Source organism: uncultured Nocardioides sp. (genome assembly GCF_947488025.1).
Taxonomy (GTDB): domain Bacteria; phylum Actinomycetota; class Actinomycetes; order Propionibacteriales; family Nocardioidaceae; genus Nocardioides.
Genome location: NZ_CANKYS010000008.1, coordinates 155,541 through 174,507, shown reverse-complemented (window position 1 = coordinate 174,507; position 18,967 = coordinate 155,541). Strand labels below are relative to the sequence as shown.

Here is an 18,967-nt window from a genome sequence, read left to right as displayed (position 1 = left end):
CGCAATGGTGAAGGGGACACATTCTCCCTACGGAAGGAGAGCCCGTGCTTGCTCTCACCGAGAACGTGACCGACATCGTCAAGAAGCTGGCCGAGGAGGTGCCGGAGATCTCGGCGCTCCGGATCGCCACCGAGTCGGACGGCGAGTCCCTGTCGGTGAGTCCCGCCGACCACGCCGAGAGCGATGACCAGGTCATCGAGCAGGACGGCGCGACGATCTACGTCGACGGGCCGGCCTCGGAGTTCCTCTCCGACAAGGTGCTCGACGGCGGCGTCGACGACGACGGCAACATCCAGTTCGCGCTGGGCCAGCAGGCCTGATCGAGCGCGACTGAACGGACCGGCGGAGTCCTGGGCCCATGGGGGTTCGGGACTCCGCTCATGTCCGGACCGTCGGCGGACGTGGGGAACCGTCGGCACCTCGTCCGGCCGGTTCGAGGTGCCGATGGTTCCCCAACCGCGAGCCGGCCGATGCCGCCCCGGGCAGGACCGCGCCGGGCCGGGCGTACGCCCGGCGACGTAGGGCTAGGCGCCGAGCACGTCGCGCCACGAGTGCTGGGGGTCGAACCCGACCAGCTCACGGGCCTTGTCGATGGCGTAGAAGGTCTCGTCGCGGCCCATCTCCCGCCGCACCTCGACGCCGTCGTAGAACCGGGCGATGACCTCGTCGGTCGTCGCCGCGACGGACATGTCGGCGTTGGCGACGTTGAAGACCTCGTATCCGAGGCCGTCGGTCACCAGGCAGCGCTGCACCATCTGGCCGAGGTCGCGCACGTCGATGTAGGCGAAGATGTTGCGTCGCCGCAGCGCCGGGTCGTCGACGAAGTCCGGGAACAGCTCGGCGTACTCGTGCGGCTCGATGACGTTGTTGATCCGCAGGCCGTAGACGTCGGCACCGCTCCGCGCCTGGAACGAGCGCGCCGTCACCTCGTTGGCGACCTTGGACATCGCGTAGGAGTCCTCGGGGACCGTCGGGTGCTCCTCGTCGACCGGCACGTAGAGGGGCTTCCGCTCGCCCTGCGCGAAGCAGACGCCGTACGTCGTCTCCGAGGACGCGAAGATCACCTTGCGGATGCCGAGCCGGGTCGCGGCCTCCAGGACGTGGTAGGTGCTCAGCACGTTGGTGGCGTACGTCGCCGAGTCGGCCGTGCGCAGGATGGCCGGCACTGCGGCGAAGTGCACGACCGCGTCGTACGACGGCTGCTGCGGCAGGTCGAGCTCGTCGAACGTCGCCAGCCCGGCGAGCGCCGAGTAGACCTGGCCGGCGTCGGTGAGGTCGACCTGCAGGTCGTGGACGTCGGGGTGGTCGAGCGGCACGAGGTCGGCGTTGGTGACCTGGTGTCCCTGCTCGGCGAGGTACGGGGCGACGTGCCGGCCGGCCTTGCCGCTGCCACCGGTGAGGAAGATGCGCATGGGGCCCTTCCTACCGCAGGGCTGCAAGGTGCTCCCGCCTCACCAGGGCTGCACGCCGGTCTCGTCGCGGAACGTGCCGCTCGGCCCGTCGTCGGGAAGCGTCGCGAGCTCGAGGAACACCGCGGCGCCCTGCTCCGGCGTACGCGTGCCGCGGTGACCGTTGAGGTCGGTGGCGACGAAGCCGGGGCAGCCGGCGTTGACGAGGATCCCGGCTCCCGCCAGCTCCTTGGCGTACTGCACGGTGAGGGCGTTGAGGTAGGTCTTGGTGGGGGAGTAGGCCCCCGAGATCGGGCCGACCGGCTCGGCCTGGGCGGTCTGCAGCCCGAGCGAGCCGACCGTGCTGGAGACGTTGACGATGCGCGGGGAGGGGGCCTCGCGGAGCATCGGCAGCATCGCGTTGGTGACCCGGATGACGCCGAGGACGTTGACGTCGACGACCTCGAGGACCTGTGCCGCGGTGACCCGGGACGGCTCCTGCGGCATGCCGCCGGTGATGCCGGCGTTGTTGACCAGGACGTCGAGGCCACCCTCGTCGCGCAGCTGCACGGCCGCGGCGGAGACGCTGGCCTCGGACGTCACGTCGAGGGCGACGCCGAAGACGTCGTGGCCGTCGGCCAGGAGCTTGGCGACGGCGTCCTCCCGCCGTGACGCGTCGCGGGCGCCGACGCCGACGCGGAAGCCGAGCCGGGCCAGGCCCGCGACGATCTCGTAGCCGATGCCCTTGTTGGCGCCGGTGACCAGTGCTGTCTTCTTCGTGTCTGTCATGCCTCGATCGTGCGTCGGGACAGCCGCGGCGTTCCAAGACCGATCGGGTGGCTCCCGATACCTCGGGGGTATCCCCGCTGGTCAGCGGCCGTAGGCTCGAGGACGTGGAGACCCGCGAGCTGCGCTACTTCGTCGCCGTCGCCGAGGAGGCGCACGTCGGCCGGGCGGCCGAACGGCTGGGCATGGCGCAGCCGCCCCTGTCACGGGCGATCGCCCAGCTGGAGCGCCGGTTGGGTGCTGACCTGTTCGTGCGTACGCCGCGGGGCATGGCGCTGACCGGTGTCGGTCGGACCCTCCTCGACGAGGGCCGCGCAGCGCTGGCGGCGGTCGAGGCGGCCGAGCGGCGTACCCGCCGAGCCGCGGAGGCGCCCGGACGGGCGCCTGTGGTGCTGACCGCCAAGGCGGGGGCGTCCAGCGAGCTGATGGCCAAGCTGCTCGACGCCTACGCGGCTGAGCCCGGTGCGGTCGCCGTCGACGTGGTGCTCAGCCCGCCCGGGCACCAGGCCCTCATGCTGCGCGACGGCCGTGCGGACGTGGCGATCCTGCACCGCCCCTTCGACGACGTGAGCGGCTTCGACGTCGACGAGCTGGCCACCGAGGAGCAGGTGCTGATCCTGCCCAGCGGACACCCGGCCAGCACGAGCCGCTCGATGACGGTCGCCGAGGCGGGCGCGATCCCCGACCTCCCGCTGCCGCGCTGGCCCAGTCTCGACGGCTCCTATCCCGACGGCCCCGGACCCGAGCTGCGCGACCTCACGCAGGTGCTGCAGCTGGTGCGACTCGGCCGGGCCTCGGTCGTGCTGCCCGAGTCCGCTCGCGCCAACCTCCGCGACGGGCTCGCCGTCGTGCCGCTCACCGACGCGCCCCGGGTCACCACCCTCATCGCCTGGCCGCCGCACAGCACGTCCGCCGGGGTCGCCGGTCTGGTCCGCGCCGCGGGCGCCCTCTGAGCGGGCGTCTCAGCCGTCGACGCCGCGGCACTCCTCGGCCCGGCGCAGCAGCACCCGGCGCTCGCCCTCGTTGCGGGTGAGGGCGGCCGCCTCGTCGAAGGCCGACGCCGCCTCGGCGTGGCGCCCGGCCCGCTCGAGCAGGTCGCCGCGCACGCTGGGCAGCAGCGGCGAGCCGCCGAGCGCAGCGGGAGCGACGGCGTCCAGCACAGCGAGCCCGGCGGCGGCACCGTGGGCTCGCCCGTGGGCCACGGCCCGGTTCACCTCGACGACCGGTCCGGGCGCCGCCTGCCCGAGGATGTCGTACAACGCGGCGACGCCGGCCCAGTCGGTGTCCTCGGCCCGGGCGGCCCGCGCGTGCTGGGCGGCGATCGAGGCCTGGAGGAAGTAGCGGCCGACGGGCCGGCCGCCCGCGGCGACGTGGGAGGCGGCACGCAGTGCTGCGAGGCCGCGCCGGATCGCCAGCTGGTCCCACAACGACCGGTCCTGCTCCTCCAGGAGCACGGGGGTGCCGTCGGGGGAGAGGCGGGCCGCCGTGCGGGAGCCCTGCAGCTCGAGCAGCGCCTGCAGGCCCAGCACCTCGGGCTCCTCGGGCGCGAGGTCGGCCAGCATGCGGGCGAGCCGGGTCGCCTCGGCCACGAGGTCGGGGCGCATCCAGCCGTCGCCCATGGTCACGGTGTAGCCCTCGTTGAAGGTCAGGTAGACCACGGCCATCACGTCGTCGAGCCGCGCGACCCGCTCCTCGCCCGTCGGCAGCTCGAGCTCGACCCGCGCGGCCGTCAGCGTCTTCTTGGCCCGCGAGATGCGCTGGCCCATCGTGGCCTCGGAGGTGAGGAAGGCACGCGCGATCTCGGCGGTGGTGAGCCCGCCGACCAGTCGCAGGGTGAGTGCCGCTCGCGACTCGGGGCTCAGCGAGGGGTGGCACGACAGGAACATCAGCCGCAGGACGTCGTCCTCGATGTGGTCGACCTGGTCGTCGAGGTCGGGCACCGGTGCCTCCTCGCCGCCGTCCCGCTCGAGGTCGTGCTCGAGCTCGGCGACCTTGCGGCGCAGCGTCTCCGCGCGCCGGAAGTGGTCGACGCCGCGACGCTTCGCCGTCGTCATCAGCCACGCCGACGGGTTGTCGGGGATCCCGGACACCGGCCACTGCTCCAGGGCTGCCACGAGCGCGTCCTGGGCGAGGTCCTCGGCGAGGTCGACGTCGCGCGTCATCCGGGTGAGCGCGCCGACGAGGCGGGCCGACTCGGCCCGCCACGTGGCGATCACGGCCCCCGTGGGCCCCGGGGGGCCGGAGAGGTCGTCGTACGTCGTCCCTGCCGGCACCCGGCCAGCGTAGGTCAGTCGCCGGGCGCCTCAGGACCCTCGGACACCTGCCGCAGGGTCGAGACGACGGTGGCCTCGGGCCAGTGCTTGGCGTGCAGCTCGGCGAAGAGCCGCTGGTCGGCCACGGCCTCCTCGAGGCTGGCGTACTCCATCAGCGACCAGCCGCCCACGACCTCCTTGCCCTCGGCGTAGGGGCCGTCGACGCGGGTCACCTCGCCCCGGCGGACGACGAAGTTGACGGCGTCCTCGGTGCCGAACAGCCCGCCCCCGTCGAGGAACGAGCCGTTGGCGGCGCGCTCCCCGATGAAGACGTCCATCGCGTCGAACAGCGACTGCGGCGGCATGTCGATGTTCTCTTCCATCCTGACGAATCCCATGAAGCGCGGCATCGTGATCGTTCCTCCTGTGGTGCGGTGGGTGGGTTCTCGCACGTACGTCGAACGGGCGCGGCGCGCTTCGACATCGGTGCCGCACATTTCCCCGACGGCTCTCCTGCGCATCCTGCTCCGACCGGCGCCGTGCTTGCCACCCTCTTGCCACCCTCTTGCCACCCTCTTGCCGCCCCCGCGCACCATGGAGGCATGAAGCCCCTCGTCCCCGCACTCGCCGGGCTCCTGGCCGTGCTCACCACGGCCTGCTCGGGCGACACCGCGGCCTCCGGCTCGCTCGGCCCGGTGACGGGGGAGGAGGACAGCGGCTGGCCCTTCGCGGTCGAGGAGGTCGACCGGTTCGCCGAGCCGTGGGCGATGGCGTTCCTGCCCGACACCGGTGACCTGCTGGTCACCGAGCGCAGCGGCACGCTCCACCTCCGTGACGCGGACAGCGGGGAACGGACGGAGGTCGCCGGCGTGCCCGAGGTGGTCGACGCCGGCCAGGGCGGGCTGGGCGACGTCGTGCCCGCGCCGTCGTACGAGGAGGACGGGCTGGTCTACCTGAGCTGGGTCGAGGCGGGCGAGGGCGGCACGGGTGCCGTCGTCGGGCGCGCGGAGCTCGACCCGAGCGGGCCGCGGCTCGACGACCTCGAGGTGCTGTGGCGACAGACCCCGAAGGTGGACGGCGACGGGCACTTCAGCCACCGCATCGCCTTCTCGCCCGACGGCCAGCACCTCTTCGTCTCCTCCGGCGACCGGCAGCTCGGCGCGCCCGCCCAGGACACCACCAACACGCTCGGCACGATCGTGCGCCTCACCCTCGACGGCGAGCCGGCTCCGGGGAATCCACTGGCCGATGACGGCGGGGTGGGGGCCGAGATCTGGAGCTGGGGCCACCGCAACCCGCTCGGGCTCGAGCACGCTCCCGACGGCACGCTGTGGTCCTCGGAGATGGGGCCCGAGGGCGGCGACGAGCTCAACGTGATCGAGCCCGGGTCGAACTACGGCTGGCCCGAGGCGTCCGACGGGAGCGACTACGGCGGCGGGGAGATCCCCGACCACGCCGAGGGGGACGGGTACGCCGCCCCCGCGCGCTCGTGGGACCCCAGCATCTCGCCGGGCAGCCTGATGATCTACGGCGGCGAGCTGTTCGAGGGGTGGCGGGGCGACGCCTTCCTCGGCGCCCTGTCAGGAGAGGCGCTGGTGCGCGTCGACCTCGACGGCGAGGCCGCCGGCGAGGCCGAGGTCTTCGACATGGGCGCGCGGATCCGCGCGGTCGAGGAGGGTCCCGACGGGGCGATCTGGGTGCTCGAGGACGAGGGCTCGGGGCGGCTCCTCCGCCTCACCCCGGCCGAGTAGGGTCGGCGCCACGCCGATCCTCGGGGGGAGATGGGTTTGGACGCGCTCCACGCGCCGCTGCTGGCCGTCGTGCTGGCCCTCGCTGCGGCATCGCTGCTCCAGTACGTCATGACGCGGCTGGGCGGGACAGGCGGGACGGGCCCCAACCAGCTCGTCGGCATCAGGACGAGGGCCACGCGCGCGTCCGACGAGGCGTGGCGAGCGGGCCACGAGGCGGCCCAGCCCTGGCTGCTCGCGACCGCGGTCCTGGGACCGGTCCTCGCGCTGCCGCTCGTCGTCTGGCGGCTCGCCGCCGGGTCGGCGCCCTCCGCCGCCCTCACCGCGGCGGCCGTCGCCGCGACGCTGGTAGTGATCGGCCTCTTCGCCTCCGCGGTCGTCCATGCCCAGCGTTCGGCCCGACGGGCCGAGGACGCCAGGACCCGCTGAGCCGGTCCCCACCCGGGTCTGTCCACAGCCGGCGCCGACCCCGTTTGGCCGACCACGGCCGCGGGCACCTCCAGCCCAGGCGCACCTCGGCGCCGACGGGGGCAGGAGACGCACATGTACGGAGACACCGCGGCGATCCGCCGGCTCGCCGACCGGATGAGCGAGCAGGGCGCGGACATCAGGCACGACGCCGATCGGCTGGTCAGCGCGTCGCAGCTGGTGCTGTGGGACGGCCGGGCGGCCGCGGCGATGCGCGAGCGGATGGCCGAGCGCGCGCTCGCGATGAGACGCACGGCCGACGAGCACGACGACGCGGCCCGCGCGCTGCGGCGCCACGCCGACGAGGTCGACCGGCTGGAGGAACGCATCCGGGAGATCGCGCGCCGGGTGCGCGGACTGGTCGAGGACGCCCGCTCCCGCCTGGCAGCCCTCGCCGAGCGCGCCGTCGACCTGGTCACGCGAGGTGCCGACCCGGTCGACGAGGCGCTCGCATCCTTCCGTCCGCCGCCCGACGGCCACCGGGACTGGCTCGACGTGCCCGACCTCCTCGGCGGCGTCCGGTGAGCACGGTGACGATCGACACCGGGGGCGCCGCCGTCGCCGACGGTGAGGTGGCCACCCAGCGCGTACGTCTCTCCCGCGCGGCCGTCGACAGCCTGGCCGCCGTCGCGGGTGTCGCCTCACCGGCCGACGAGCTCCTCACCCGCACCCCGGCGCCGCCGGGAGCTGGCCGCCTCGGGGGTGCCCCGGCCACGCCGCCTGCGGAGGCGATGGTGGACGACGTCCTCGAGCGTGCCGGGCTCCTCGCCGCCGGTGCGGCGACTGCCGCGGCGCGTGCGGTCCTCACGACGTGGCACGCCCCGAGCCTCGCCGTCGACCTCGAGGTGCTCGTCGACCTCGCCCGGGGAAGGGCCCGCCTCCGCAGCCACCACCGGTGCCTCGGCGACCGGGTGGCCTGCCTCTCCACCGCAGACGGAGCCTCCCTCGAGCTCGGCTGGTTGCCGCTCGGGCGGTGGGGAGCCGAGCTGGCCCGCGCGGCCCGCGTCGACCTCGACACGTTGCGGACCGCACCGCCGTTCGGGCCGACCCCCGACGTCGTCGAGACGCCGTGGGACCTGCTGCTCGCGACCGGGGAGGCCGTCCGGGCCGGGCGCCGCGACCTCCTGGACCGGATGGTGGCCGACCACCCGGCCACGACGCTCGCCGGGCGTCGTCCGGACCTGCTCGACGACGCCGACGTCGACGACGTACGCCGCTGGCACGAGCAGCTGGAGAGCACGTCCCGGGGCCGGCTGCACGGCGCGCTGACGGGCCGGGGCACCCGTGGGGGCGTGGCCGGCGTCGTCGAGTGGGTGCTGCTGCCCGACGGCTGGTCCTCGCTGACGCCCGTCATCCGGGACGACTGGGAGATGGTGCGCCTCCAGCGCGTCGGGCCCCAGGACCTGCCACGGGCGCTCGCCCGGCTGGCCGCGGGGATGGCGGCATGAGCACCGGGAGCGCCGCCCTGCCCCCGATCGAGTCGGTGGCGGGTGGGTCCCACGGCGTGGTCGCGGGCTACGACCAGATGCTCACGCTGGCCGCCCGCTACGACCGGCAGGCCGGCGACCTCGTCGAGATGGCCGGCCTCGGTGCCCGGGTGATGGCCGACGGCGACCTCCTCGCCTCCGCGTTGCTGGCCCCGCTGTCCTTCGCCGACGCCGAGGTGCAGGTGCTGACCGCCACGACGGGCAGCGACGGCCTGACCGTCCGGGCGCTCGGCATCGAGGCGGACGCGGTCGGCGTACGAGCCGTGGTGTCGGCCTTCCGGGCGAGCGACGCCCTGGCGCGACAGCTGTCCGAGACCCTCGACGGCACGCTGGGCCGGGTGGCGGGCCAGGCGCTCCCGGGAGCGCTGCCGGCCCTGCTCCTCGTCGGCGGCGTCACCTACGTCTGGTGGTCGACACTCCCGGCCGAGGAGCAGGCGGCGCTGACCGAGGAGCTGTCCGACGACCTGGGTCGGCTGCTCCACGACCACCCCGGGCTGGTCCAGCACGCGGTCAACGGGAGCGGCGGGCTCCTCGACGGACTGACCGGCGGGATGGTCACGGGTGCGGGTCTGCTCGACCCCGGTGGGGTGATCGACGGACCGACCACCAACGACGCGGCCCGGCTGATGGCGCTCCTGCTCGGCGACGACACCGACGTCCGGGTCACCGAGGTGGCCGACGCCGGAGGTGGGGCGCGCCCCCTGCGTCCCGACAGCCTGCGATCCCTCGTGGAGCAGCTGTCGGCCACCAGCGACCTCGACGCCGGTCCCGACCGCGCGGGCCTGCACGGCGCGATCCAGGTCCAGCAGGTCGGGCGCGACCCCGACGAGCGCTACATCGTCTACCTCCCGGGCACCGACGACATGCGTCCGATCCCGGGCGGGGGCGACCTGGTGCGGGACATGGAGACCAACTACCAGCTGCTCGCCGGCACGGACAGCGCCTACGGCCGTGGCATCCAGCAGGCCATGCTCGACGCCGGTCTCGACGGCAAGGAGGTGATGCTGGTCGGGCACTCCCAGGGCGGGATGGTCGCGACCTCGCTGGCCGCCGACCGCGACTTCACCCGACACTTCCAGGTCCAGCACGTCGTCACCGCCGGTGCGCCGACGGCGCAGGTCGCCGAGCTGCCCGCCGGGACCCACGGGCTGCACCTGGAGAACCGCGGTGACGTCGTGCCGTTGCTCGACGGCGAGGACAACCCCGACCAGCCGCAGCGCACGACGGTCCGCTTCGACGACGGTGGGTACGACGTCGTCGGCAACCACGACCTGACCCACTACGCAGCCGGAGCCGCCGCGGCCGACGCGTCCGCGGACGGCTCGATCCGCGACGCGATCGACCGGATGCGCGCCGACGGCTACCTCGGCGACGGGGCCTCGGGTCCGGTGCGCACCTGGGTGATCACCCGGTGACGCCTGCGTCGGGCGACGGCAGGCCGATCCGGTTCGCCGTTGTCACCCCCCTCATCTAGGGTCGACTCCTGTGACAGAAGCCATGATCTCGGCACGGGGACTGCGCAAGTCGTTCGGCGACTTCGAGGCCGTCAAGGGCATCGACGTGGAGGTGCGCAAGGGCGAGGCCTTCGGCTTCCTCGGCCCCAACGGCGCCGGCAAGTCGAGCACGATGCGGATGATCGCGTCGGTCAGCCCGGTGAGCGGCGGTGAGCTGCGCATCCTCGGCATGGACCCGGCCACCGACGGCCCCGCCATCCGCGGTCGCCTCGGCGTGTGCCCGCAGGAGGACACGCTCGACAACGAGCTCAACGTCTTCGACAACCTCTACATCTACGGCCGCTACTTCGGCATCGACCGCGCCACGTGCCGTGAGCGTGCGCAGGAGCTGCTCGAGTTCGCGCAGATCACCGAGAAGGCCAAGGCCAAGGTCGAGGACCTCTCGGGCGGCATGAAGCGACGGCTCACCATCGCGCGCAGCCTGATCAACAACCCCGACCTGCTGCTGCTCGACGAGCCGACCACCGGCCTCGACCCGCAGGCCCGCCACGTCCTGTGGGACCAGCTCTTCCGGCTCAAGCAGGCCGGCGTCACCCTCGTCATCACCACCCACTACATGGACGAGGCCGAGCAGCTGTGCGACCGCCTCGTCGTGATGGACAAGGGCCGCATCGCCGCCGAGGGCTCCCCGCGCGAGCTCATCGACGCCCACTCGACCCGCGAGGTCGCCGAGCTCCGCTTCGGCGTCGGCGAGCACGAGGCGCTCGCGGAGAAGATCGAGGACCTCGGCGAGCGGGTCGAGGTGCTGCCCGACCGGCTCCTCGTCTACAGCGACCACGGCGAGGACGTGGTGACGGCCGTCCTCGACCGCGGGCTGCACCCCATCGCGACCCTGGTGCGCCGCTCCACCCTGGAGGACGTCTTCCTGCGCCTGACCGGCCGGAGCCTGGCGGACTGATGGCCACCGAGACAGGGGCCGACACGAGCCCCACCACCCGCCCGCTGCGACCCACCGGTTCCCTGTCGGCGTGGGAGGGCATGGCCCGCCAGTACGACTACTGGCTCACCGTCCTCAAGCGCACCTGGCGCGGGGGAGTGGTGAGCAGCTTCCTCACCCCGCTGCTCTACGTCGTCGCGATGGGCGTCCTGCTCGGCGGGTTCATCGAGGGCGACCCCGACCGGCTCGAGGGGGCGACGTCCTACCTCGCCTTCGTGGTCCCCGGCCTCGTCGCCTCGCACGCCATGACGATCGCGGTCAGCGAGTCGACGTACCCCGTCATGGGTGCCATCAAGTGGCACCGGACCTTCTACGCCCAGCTGGCCACGCCGCTCGCCGTGCGCGACCTGGTCAACGCATTCGTCGGTTTCGTGATGTTCCGGGTCGCCTCGGCGTGCGCGGTCTTCATGCTCGTCATCGCGCCGTTCGGCGTCTTCACCACCTGGTGGGGACCGATCCTGGCCTGGCTGTCGCAGGTGCTGGTCGGCTTCGCCTTCGCCACCCTGGTCTTCGCCTACAGCGCACGGCTCAAGTCGGAGGAGGGGTTCGGCCTGCTGTTCCGCCTGGGCGTGATCCCGTTGACCCTCTTCTCCGGGGCCTTCTTCCCGATCAGCAACCTCGGCCCGGTGCTGGAGTGGATCGCCCGGCTGACCCCGCTGTGGCACGGCGTCTCGCTCTCGCGGATGTTCTGCGTCGGCCAGGTCGACTGGTCGCTCGTGGCCCTCCACGTCGTCGTGCTGGTCACCCTCACCGTCGTCGGCTGGTTCCTCGCCGTGCGCAACCTCGACCGCAGGCTGGAGGTCTGACATGGCGCTGATCCAGGAGATCCCGGCACCGCTGACGCCGGCCGCCGCCACCAAGGTGCTGGTGCTGCGCAACTACGTCGTCTACAAGGACGCGTGGAAGCTCTTCATCACCGGCTTCCTCGAGCCCGTCTTCTACCTCTTCTCCATCGGCATCGGCGTCGGCCAGCTGATCGACACCTTCGAGTTCCACGGCGAGGCCATCCCCTACGCCGAGTTCGTCGCCCCGGCCATGCTCGCGACGTCCGCCTTCAACGGTGCGCTCCTCGACTCGACCTACAACGTCTTCTTCAAGATGAAGTACGAGAAGCTCTACGACCAGATGCTGGCGACTCCGTTGACCACGGGAGACATCGCGCGCGGCGAGATCACCTGGGGCCTGATGCGCGGCTCGGTCTACTCCGCCGCCTTCCTCGTCGTGATGGCGCTGATGGGCCTCACCCAGTCGTGGTGGGCCGTGCTCGCCCTGCCGGCGGCCGTCCTCATCGCCTTCGCCTTCTCGGCCGTCTGCATGGCAGTGACGACGTGGATGACGTCCTGGCAGGACTTCGACAAGATCACCCTCGCCCAGATGCCGCTGTTCCTCTTCTCGGCCACGTTCTTCCCGATCGAGGCGTTCGGGGACGGCGTCCTGCGATGGGTCGTGGAGGCCACACCGCTCTACCGCGGCGTCGTGCTGTGCCGCGAGCTGACCACCGGGGTGATCACCTGGGAGTCGGCGATCTCGGTGGTCTACCTCGTCGTGATGGGCGCCATCGGCCTCTTCGTCGTACGACGTCGCCTCGACAAGCTGCTGCTGACCTGAGACTCATACTGGCCCGATGGGATTCGAGAATCGCTACCGCTTCAGCGTGCACGCGGCGGTGCTGGATGTCGCGGCCGAGTCGGTGCTGCTGTTGCGACAGACCTACGGTGACCTGCGCTGGGGTCTTCCGGGTGGTGGCGTCGAACCCGGTGAGACGATCGTGGACGCGCTCGGAAGAGAGTGTCGCGAAGAGCTTGGCGTAGATGTGCAGATAGGGCCGCTGACCGGCTGGTACTACCACCGCGAGTTCGAGTCGCAGGTCGGCATCTTCCGCTGTGGCCTCCCCGCCGGCGCAGAGCTTCAGCTCTCGCCCGAGCACGACGCATTCCGGTGGACGCCGCTCACCGAGCTCGCGGGGGTCCAGGCCGCTCGGGTCCGGGCAGCAGGCACCTACGGTGGCCATCTCCACACCCGAGTCTTCTGACCGTCCTCGTGGTGGCGGCACCTCGCAAGTCGGGCGTAGGTTCGCGCGCAGTCTGCCGCCACCCCGCGACGGGACCCAGGGCTCTGGGGGCTCTGGCGGCTACACCACGTCGGTGCGTAGGTTCGGAGGATGGACTCCTACGCCCAGGGTGAGACGACGCCAGCACTGCTCGACGAGACCATCGGGGACAACCTGGCGCGCACCGTGGCGTCGTACGCCGACCGCGAGGCACTGGTCGAACGTGTGAGCGGGCGACGCTGGACGTGGGCGGAGCTGCAGGCGGACGTCGACGCCCTCGCGCGCGGTCTGATCGGTGCGGGCATCCGGAAGGGGGACCGGGTCGGCATCTGGGGACCCAACAGCGCCGAGTGGACGCTCGTGCAGCTCGCGAGCGCCAAGGTCGGCGCGATCCTGGTCAACGTCAACCCCGCGTACCGCACCCACGAGTTCTCCTACGTCGCCAACCAGTCCGGCATGCGGCTGCTCGTCGCCGCGACGTCGTTCAAGGCGAGCGACTACCGCGCCATGATCGAGGAGACGCGCGTCGACACCCGCGCGCTGGAGCGGGTCGTGCACCTCGACGACGAGGCGAGCTGGGCGGGGCTGCTCGCCGACGGCGAGCAGGTCTCCGCGGACCAGCTGGCCGAGCGGGCCGCCAGCCTGGAGCCGGGCGACCCGATCAACATCCAGTACACGTCCGGCACCACCGGCTTCCCCAAGGGTGCGACCCTGAGCCACCGCAACATCCTCAACAACGGCTACCTCGTCGGTGAGATCTGCGGCTACACCGAGGCCGACCGGGTCTGCATCCCGGTGCCCTTCTACCACTGCTTCGGCATGGTCATGGGCAACCTCGCGTGCACCACCCACGGCGCCACGATGGTCATCCCGGCGCCCGGCTTCGACCCGGCGCTGACCCTCGCGGCGGTGGCCGAGGAGCGCTGCACCTCGCTCTACGGCGTGCCGACGATGTTCATCGCCGAGTGGGCCCTGCCGGATCTCGACACCTACGACCTCTCGTCGGTGCGCACCGGGATCATGGCCGGCTCACCGTGCCCCGAGGAGATGATGAAGAAGCTCATCGCCGCGGGGGTCGACGAGATGACGATCTGCTACGGCATGACCGAGACGTCGCCGGTGTCGACGCAGACCCGCACCGACGACTCCCTCGAGCGCAAGGTCGGCACGGTCGGCCGGGTCTGCCCGCACCTGGAGGTCAAGATCGTCGACCCGGTCAGCGGAGACACCGTCCCCCGCGGGGAGGCGGGGGAGTTCTGCACCCGTGGCTACTCGGTGATGCTGGGCTACTGGGACGAGCCGGAGAAGACCCGCGAGGCCATCGACGGCGACGGGTGGATGCACACCGGGGACCTCGGGGTGATGGACGACGACGGCTACGTCCGGATCACTGGCCGGATCAAGGACATGGTCATCCGCGGCGGGGAGAACATCTACCCGCGCGAGATCGAGGAGTTCCTCTACACCCACCCCGACGTCGAGGACGTGCAGGTCGTCGGCGTCCCGGACGAGAAGTACGGCGAGGAGCTGTGCGCGTGGCTGCGGATGCGTCCGGGCAGCGAGCCGCTGGACGCCGACGGCGTACGGGCCTTCGCGACGGGCAGGCTCGCCCACTACAAGATCCCGCGCTACGTCATCGTGGTCGACGAGTTCCCGATGACCGTGACCGGCAAGGTGCGCAAGGTCGAGATGCGCGAGGTGTCGACCGCTCGCCTCGGGCTCGACTGAGCCGACCGGTCATCGGAAGACCTCCTCGTGGAGCCGGTCCAGGGCTTACTGGGTGTGTCCCTATTGCGTGGCCGAGTTGCGCGGTCACGATGCGGCGCATGCCGTACCCAAGCGATCTGACCGACGAGCAGTGGAACCTGCTGGAGCCCGTGTTCAACGCGCCGGGCAAGCGCGGTCGCAGGCACGCCGATGACCTCCGGAGCGTCGTGGACGCGATGTTGTACATCGCCCAGACCGGCTGCCAATGGCGCTACCTCCCGCAGACGTTCGGCCCGTGGACCCGCGTCTGGTCGCAGTTCCGTCGCTGGTCGCGCAATGGCACGTGGGCTCAGGCCCTGACGGTGCTGCACGCCGCGGCGCGACGACAGGACGGACGGGCGGAAGAGGCGCCTTCGATGGTCGTCATCGACACCCACCTCGCACGTTGCGCATCGAATGGCGGGTTCACGTTCCACGACCGAGGCGGCCCCTACGGCCGCACCAAGGGCGCGAAGCGCGTCGTGGCCGTTGACGTGACGGGGCTTCCTGTGGCTGCGCTGGTCGTTCCTGCTTCCACGCACGAGAACCGTGCCAGCGACCTGATGTTGGAGCACCTGACCCAGCAGGGCGTGACCGACCGGCTCGAGCTCGTCTTGGTGGACCGCGGCGTCACCGCGGCCGCCGCGCGGGACCTTGGCCGGGACCACGACGTCGACGTTCGCCGCGTTGGGTGGGACGACAAGCAGCCGGTCTTCCGACCCATCCGACACGCCTGGCGCGTCGAGGTCGCCCACGGCCGCCTGGGGCGTTCGCGCCGGTTGGCGAAGTCGTTCGAGAACACCACCGCCTCAGCGACCGGGTGGCTTCAGGTCGCCTGTATCGCAACCACGCTTCGCCATCTCTCGCGCGAGCAGGCGCGCCACCGCCGACCCGCCGTCGCGGCGTAAGTGACGAGCCTCGAGCCCGCACGCCCAACCGGGCGCCCGGCTGACGCGACAAGATGAGCACGTGGACATGCCAGCAGCCGTCGACGAACTCTCCGCCAAGCTGATCGCTCTCGGCTGGGTGACGGACCTTCTCGTCGGTGGCTCGCTGGCAACCGGTGACTACCGGCCAGGCGTAAGCGACATCGACCTGGTCGCGTTCACCGAAGGACCACTTGATGCCGAAGCACGTTCGACCATCACAGCGCTCCACCGCGCGCTGGATGCTACGACCGCAGCCGGGGCCAACCTCGGTTGTGCCTACGTTGCAGGCTCAGCCTTGCTCGACGTGGCTTCTCGCCATCCGACCTGGACCCACGGACATCTGGTTGACCGCCCACTCTCCGGAATCACGCGGGCTGAGCTCGTCAGGCACGGGGACGCCGTCTTCGGCCGCCCGCCCGATGCCGTGCTGGCCAGCATGACCGACGATGACGTTCGACGTGCCGCACAGGCAGAGCTCGCCGGCTACTGGGCAAAGGCCGTGCGTCGCCCTTGGTGGTGGCTCGACCCCTCCATCGCCGACCTCGGACTCACCTCTATGGCCCGCGCGCGCCACGCGCTCGCCACCGGCACCCTCATAACGAAGACTTCGGCCATCGACGCTGCGCAGGCGCCCGGTTGGCTGCGCGGCGATCTCCACGCTCGACGCGGCGGCAGCGCTGTGAGGTCGCCGCGTCTGCGTACGGCGATGGTCGCGTGGTCCGACGCACGGCGCACGACGGCTGCCGCGCGACGCTGGCGATCCAGCCAGTAGCCAAACCCCGATGCCCACCCCACCGCCCCGCGCCGGTGAAGGGAACGGTGTCCTAGTTCAAGGCGAATAGGGACACACCCAGTTAGATCGCGACGACAGCCGGCAGGTCGGCGGGAACTGCGCGACGGATGGCCGTTCCACGCATTGTGCCCACCACGGGGACTGGTTGGATGACGGCCATGAGCATCACGCCCGACACCAAGGACTGGACGTGGGTCCTGGAGCGGCCCTGTCCGGAGTGCGGGTTCGAGTCGGCCGCGCGCGCGGTGTCCGACCTGCCCGATCTCCTCGGGACGACCACGACCGCGTGGACGCAGGTGCTCGCCCGCCGCGACGTGGCCGACCGTCCGCGGCCCGGCGTGTGGTCGCCGCTGGAGTACGCCTGCCACGTGCGCGACGTGCACGTGCTCTTCGCCGAGCGGGTCCGGCTGATGCTCGCCGAGGACGTCCCCACCTTCGCGAGCTGGGACCAGGACGCCACCGCGGTCGAGCGCGACTACGGCAGCCAGGACCCCGACGCGGTCGCCGCCGACCTGGCCGAGGCGTCCCGGGCGGTCGCGGTGCTCTACGCGTCCGTCACCGATGACTCGCGCGGCCGGCGCGGGCTGCGGTCCACCGGCGACGAGTTCACCGTGGAGAGCCTCGGTCGCTACCACCTGCACGACGTCGTCCACCACCTCCACGACGTGGGAGCCCTCCGCGGATGAATGAGACCGTCCGCGCCTATGACCGCGACGCGCAGGCGTACGCCGCCCGCACGGCAGCGATGCCGGCCTCGGTGCGCGCCGACATGGAGCGCCTGGCGACGCAGCTCGGACCGGGCGCGCGCGTCCTTGAGATCGGCTCCGGCGGCGGGCGCGACGCCCTGCTGATGGAGGAGCTGGGTCTGGTCGTACGACGCACCGACGTCACGCCCGGCTTCGTCGCGCTGCTGGGCGGGCAGGGGCACCCCTGCGACCTCCTCGACCCGCTCGTCGACGACCTCGCGTCGCCCGGCGGACCGTACGACGCCGTCTGGGCCAACGCCTCGCTGCTCCACGTCGACCGGGACGACCTGCCGACGGTGCTCACCCGGATCGCCCACGTCACCCGGCCCGGGGGCCTGCTCCGGGCGTCGTTCAAGGAGGGCGACGGGGAGGGCTGGTCCACCCACGGGACGATCAGCGGCCCGCGGCACTTCACCTACTGGCGGGCGCCCGGCCTGGAGGTCGTCGCAGCGGGCTCGGGCTGGACCGACATCGTCGTGCGCCAGGGGCTGGAGGGCGACCGGGGGGAGACCTGGCTCGAGCTGTCGGCTGCCCGTGATGGGGTGTCGGCATGAGGCACACGGAGTTCTGGGCGCGGCTCGACGAGGCCCTCGGGTCGGCGTACTCCCGCAGCTGGGCCGAGCTGACGGTCGTGCGCGACCTCGACGGCCGGACGACCCAGGAGGCGCTCGACGCCGGGATGCCGCCCAAGCAGGTGTGGGCGGCCGTGCGTCGTCAGCTCGAGCTGCCGGACAGCGAGCGATGACGACGGGGGTCGCGGGGCTCACCGTCGCGGAGGTCCAGCGGCGTACGGTCCGCACCCTCGTCGTCTCCCAGGCCGTCGGCGCCGTCGGTGTCACCATCGGTGTCGCGACGGCATCGCTGCTGGCTCGCGACATCTCCGGCAGCGAGACCATGGCCGGCCTCGCGCAGACCTTCCAGGTCCTCGGCACGGCGGCGGCGGCCTACGGGCTCGCGCGCGTGATGCGCCGCCGCGGGCGGCGGGTCGGCCTGGTCGCCGGCTACCTGATCGGCGCGACCGGGGCCGTGCTCGCCGTCGTCTCCGGCGTCGTCGACTCGATGGCGGTGCTGCTCCTCGGCGCGGTGATGCTGGGCGCCACCACGGCGGTCAACAACGGCTCGCGCTACGCCGCGACCGACCTCGCGACCGAGGAGCACCGCGCCCGCGCGCTGTCCGTCGTGGTGTGGGCCACGACCGTCGGTGCCGTCGCCGGCCCCAACCTCACCGGGGTGGGGGCGTCCGTGGCGCGCACGATGGGAGTCCCCGAGCTGACGGGCGGCTTCGCCATCGGCGCGGTCGTGCTGGTCCTCGCCGCGGGCTGGGTCTGGTGGCGGCTGCGTCCCGATCCGCTGCTCCTCGCCCAGGAGACGGCAGGCGTCACGCCCGCCGTCGGCCCCGAGCCGCGCGGCCGGTCCTGGGGCCGCTTCGTGGCCGTCGTGCGCGACGTGCCCGCCGTCGGTGCCGCGGTGGTCGCCATGGCCTGCGCCCACGCGGCGATGGTGACCGTCATGATCATGACGCCGCTCCACATGGAGCACGGCGGCGCACAGCTGGAGATCATCGGCTTCGTCATCTCGGTCCACGTGCTCGGCATGTTCGCCTTCTCGCCGATCGTCGGCTGGGCGGCCGACCGGTTCGGCCGCAGCGCCGTCCTGGTCACCGGTGGTGTCGTCCTGCTCGTCTCGCTGGCGCTGTGCGGCCTCTCGCCGCAGGGCACCTCGTGGCAGATCTTCACGGGGCTCTTCCTCCTCGGCCTCGGCTGGTCCTGTGCCACCGTCGCCGCGTCGACGGTCATCGCCGACCGCACGCCCATCGAGGCCCGCACCGACGTGCAGGGCACCTCCGACATGGCGATGGCTCTCACCGCCGCCGGGGGAGGAGCGCTCGCGGGGGTGATCGTCGGCGCGCTGGGCTACCCCGCGCTGGCGCTGTTCGCCGCGCTGCTGGCCGGGGCCGTCGTCGTCGCGGGCGCAGTCATCCGCAAGCACGCCTGACCCGCCCGGACCGACTCGCGACCGACCCGCGACCGATCCGAGACCGGCCGCCGACACGCCGGGCGCGGAGCGCGCGTCGAACACCTGTTCGGGCTACTGTGCATCCACAGGTACGACGAGGGGCGAGG

General features: G+C 72.3%; 22 protein-coding genes. 18 read left to right on the top strand and 4 right to left on the bottom strand.

What is annotated here, in order from left to right:
• Positions 1-44 precede the first annotated feature (44 nt).
• Positions 45-320: a Fe-S cluster assembly protein HesB gene (locus Q1B24_RS14610; RefSeq protein ID WP_299930071.1), complete on the top strand. Its 276-nt coding sequence runs from the start codon at positions 45-47 to the stop codon at positions 318-320.
• A 204-nt stretch (positions 321-524) separates the two neighbouring features.
• Here Q1B24_RS14610 and Q1B24_RS14605 read toward each other — a convergent pair whose 3' ends face one another.
• Both Q1B24_RS14605 and Q1B24_RS14600 read right to left on the bottom strand, forming a co-directional pair.
• Positions 525-1,412 carry an NAD(P)-dependent oxidoreductase gene (locus Q1B24_RS14605; RefSeq protein WP_299930068.1) on the bottom strand — a complete coding sequence of 296 codons (888 nt, stop codon included), beginning with the start codon at positions 1,410-1,412 and terminating at the stop codon, positions 525-527.
• A 39-nt stretch (positions 1,413-1,451) separates the two neighbouring features.
• A complete protein-coding gene (locus Q1B24_RS14600) occupies positions 1,452-2,177 on the bottom strand; it encodes an SDR family oxidoreductase (protein WP_299930065.1) in 726 nt (241 codons plus the stop codon).
• Between the two features lie 104 nt (positions 2,178-2,281).
• Between Q1B24_RS14600 and Q1B24_RS14595 the strand changes: the two genes are divergently transcribed.
• On the top strand, positions 2,282-3,127 hold the full coding sequence (locus Q1B24_RS14595) for a LysR family transcriptional regulator (RefSeq protein WP_299930062.1): 846 nt from the start codon (positions 2,282-2,284) through the stop codon (positions 3,125-3,127).
• A 9-nt stretch (positions 3,128-3,136) separates the two neighbouring features.
• Here Q1B24_RS14595 and Q1B24_RS14590 read toward each other — a convergent pair whose 3' ends face one another.
• Entirely contained in the window at positions 3,137-4,447 is a 1,311-nt protein-coding gene (locus Q1B24_RS14590) for a sigma-70 family RNA polymerase sigma factor (protein ID WP_299930059.1), read from the bottom strand.
• A 14-nt stretch (positions 4,448-4,461) separates the two neighbouring features.
• The gene (locus Q1B24_RS14585; RefSeq protein WP_299930056.1) at positions 4,462-4,809 is read right to left on the bottom strand and encodes a YciI family protein; all 348 of its coding nucleotides are present in this window, start codon (positions 4,807-4,809) and stop codon (positions 4,462-4,464) included.
• A gap of 219 nt (positions 4,810-5,028) precedes the next feature.
• Between Q1B24_RS14585 and Q1B24_RS14580 the strand changes: the two genes are divergently transcribed.
• From Q1B24_RS14580 to Q1B24_RS14505, 16 genes are all read left to right on the top strand, one after another.
• Complete coding sequence (locus tag Q1B24_RS14580) at positions 5,029-6,177, top strand: PQQ-dependent sugar dehydrogenase (RefSeq protein ID WP_299930053.1); 1,149 nt, start codon at positions 5,029-5,031, stop codon at positions 6,175-6,177.
• Between the two features lie 36 nt (positions 6,178-6,213).
• Positions 6,214-6,603 (top strand): SdpI family protein, encoded by a 390-nt coding sequence (locus Q1B24_RS14575; protein WP_299930050.1) that lies wholly within the window; start codon positions 6,214-6,216, stop codon positions 6,601-6,603.
• 114 nt (positions 6,604-6,717) lie between these two features.
• Complete coding sequence (locus tag Q1B24_RS14570; RefSeq protein ID WP_299930047.1) at positions 6,718-7,167, top strand: hypothetical protein; 450 nt, start codon at positions 6,718-6,720, stop codon at positions 7,165-7,167.
• A gap of 5 nt (positions 7,168-7,172) precedes the next feature.
• A complete protein-coding gene (locus Q1B24_RS14565; RefSeq protein ID WP_299930044.1) occupies positions 7,173-8,090 on the top strand; it encodes a hypothetical protein in 918 nt (305 codons plus the stop codon).
• Complete coding sequence (locus Q1B24_RS14560) at positions 8,087-9,544, top strand: hypothetical protein (protein WP_299930041.1); 1,458 nt, start codon at positions 8,087-8,089, stop codon at positions 9,542-9,544. Before Q1B24_RS14565 ends, Q1B24_RS14560 begins: the two co-directional genes overlap by 4 nt.
• A gap of 82 nt (positions 9,545-9,626) precedes the next feature.
• Entirely contained in the window at positions 9,627-10,541 is a 915-nt protein-coding gene (locus Q1B24_RS14555) for an ABC transporter ATP-binding protein (protein ID WP_299930212.1), read from the top strand.
• The gene (locus tag Q1B24_RS14550) at positions 10,541-11,386 is read left to right on the top strand and encodes an ABC transporter permease (protein WP_299930038.1); all 846 of its coding nucleotides are present in this window, start codon (positions 10,541-10,543) and stop codon (positions 11,384-11,386) included. The genes Q1B24_RS14555 and Q1B24_RS14550 overlap by 1 nt, the downstream gene beginning before the upstream one ends.
• A gap of 1 nt (position 11,387) precedes the next feature.
• Positions 11,388-12,188, top strand: a complete 801-nt coding sequence (locus Q1B24_RS14545) for an ABC transporter permease (protein ID WP_299930036.1) — start codon at positions 11,388-11,390, stop codon at positions 12,186-12,188.
• Between the two features lie 16 nt (positions 12,189-12,204).
• Positions 12,205-12,612 carry an NUDIX domain-containing protein gene (locus Q1B24_RS14540; protein ID WP_299930008.1) on the top strand — a complete coding sequence of 136 codons (408 nt, stop codon included), beginning with the start codon at positions 12,205-12,207 and terminating at the stop codon, positions 12,610-12,612.
• Positions 12,613-12,741: 129 nt separating this feature from the next.
• On the top strand, positions 12,742-14,358 hold the full coding sequence (locus Q1B24_RS14535) for an AMP-binding protein (RefSeq protein WP_299930005.1): 1,617 nt from the start codon (positions 12,742-12,744) through the stop codon (positions 14,356-14,358).
• Between the two features lie 98 nt (positions 14,359-14,456).
• On the top strand, positions 14,457-15,284 hold the full coding sequence (locus Q1B24_RS14530) for an IS5 family transposase (protein ID WP_299930002.1): 828 nt from the start codon (positions 14,457-14,459) through the stop codon (positions 15,282-15,284).
• A gap of 67 nt (positions 15,285-15,351) precedes the next feature.
• Positions 15,352-16,077, top strand: coding sequence for a nucleotidyltransferase domain-containing protein (locus Q1B24_RS14525; protein ID WP_299930209.1), 726 nt, complete (start codon positions 15,352-15,354; stop codon positions 16,075-16,077).
• Between the two features lie 179 nt (positions 16,078-16,256).
• Positions 16,257-16,784, top strand: coding sequence for a DinB family protein (locus Q1B24_RS14520; protein WP_299929999.1), 528 nt, complete (start codon positions 16,257-16,259; stop codon positions 16,782-16,784).
• A complete protein-coding gene (locus tag Q1B24_RS14515; RefSeq protein ID WP_299929996.1) occupies positions 16,781-17,398 on the top strand; it encodes a class I SAM-dependent methyltransferase in 618 nt (205 codons plus the stop codon). Before Q1B24_RS14520 ends, Q1B24_RS14515 begins: the two co-directional genes overlap by 4 nt.
• Positions 17,395-17,589 (top strand): DUF3046 domain-containing protein, encoded by a 195-nt coding sequence (locus tag Q1B24_RS14510; RefSeq protein WP_299929993.1) that lies wholly within the window; start codon positions 17,395-17,397, stop codon positions 17,587-17,589. Before Q1B24_RS14515 ends, Q1B24_RS14510 begins: the two co-directional genes overlap by 4 nt.
• On the top strand, positions 17,586-18,839 hold the full coding sequence (locus Q1B24_RS14505; RefSeq protein ID WP_299929988.1) for an MFS transporter: 1,254 nt from the start codon (positions 17,586-17,588) through the stop codon (positions 18,837-18,839). Before Q1B24_RS14510 ends, Q1B24_RS14505 begins: the two co-directional genes overlap by 4 nt.
• Positions 18,840-18,967: the final 128 nt, after the last annotated feature.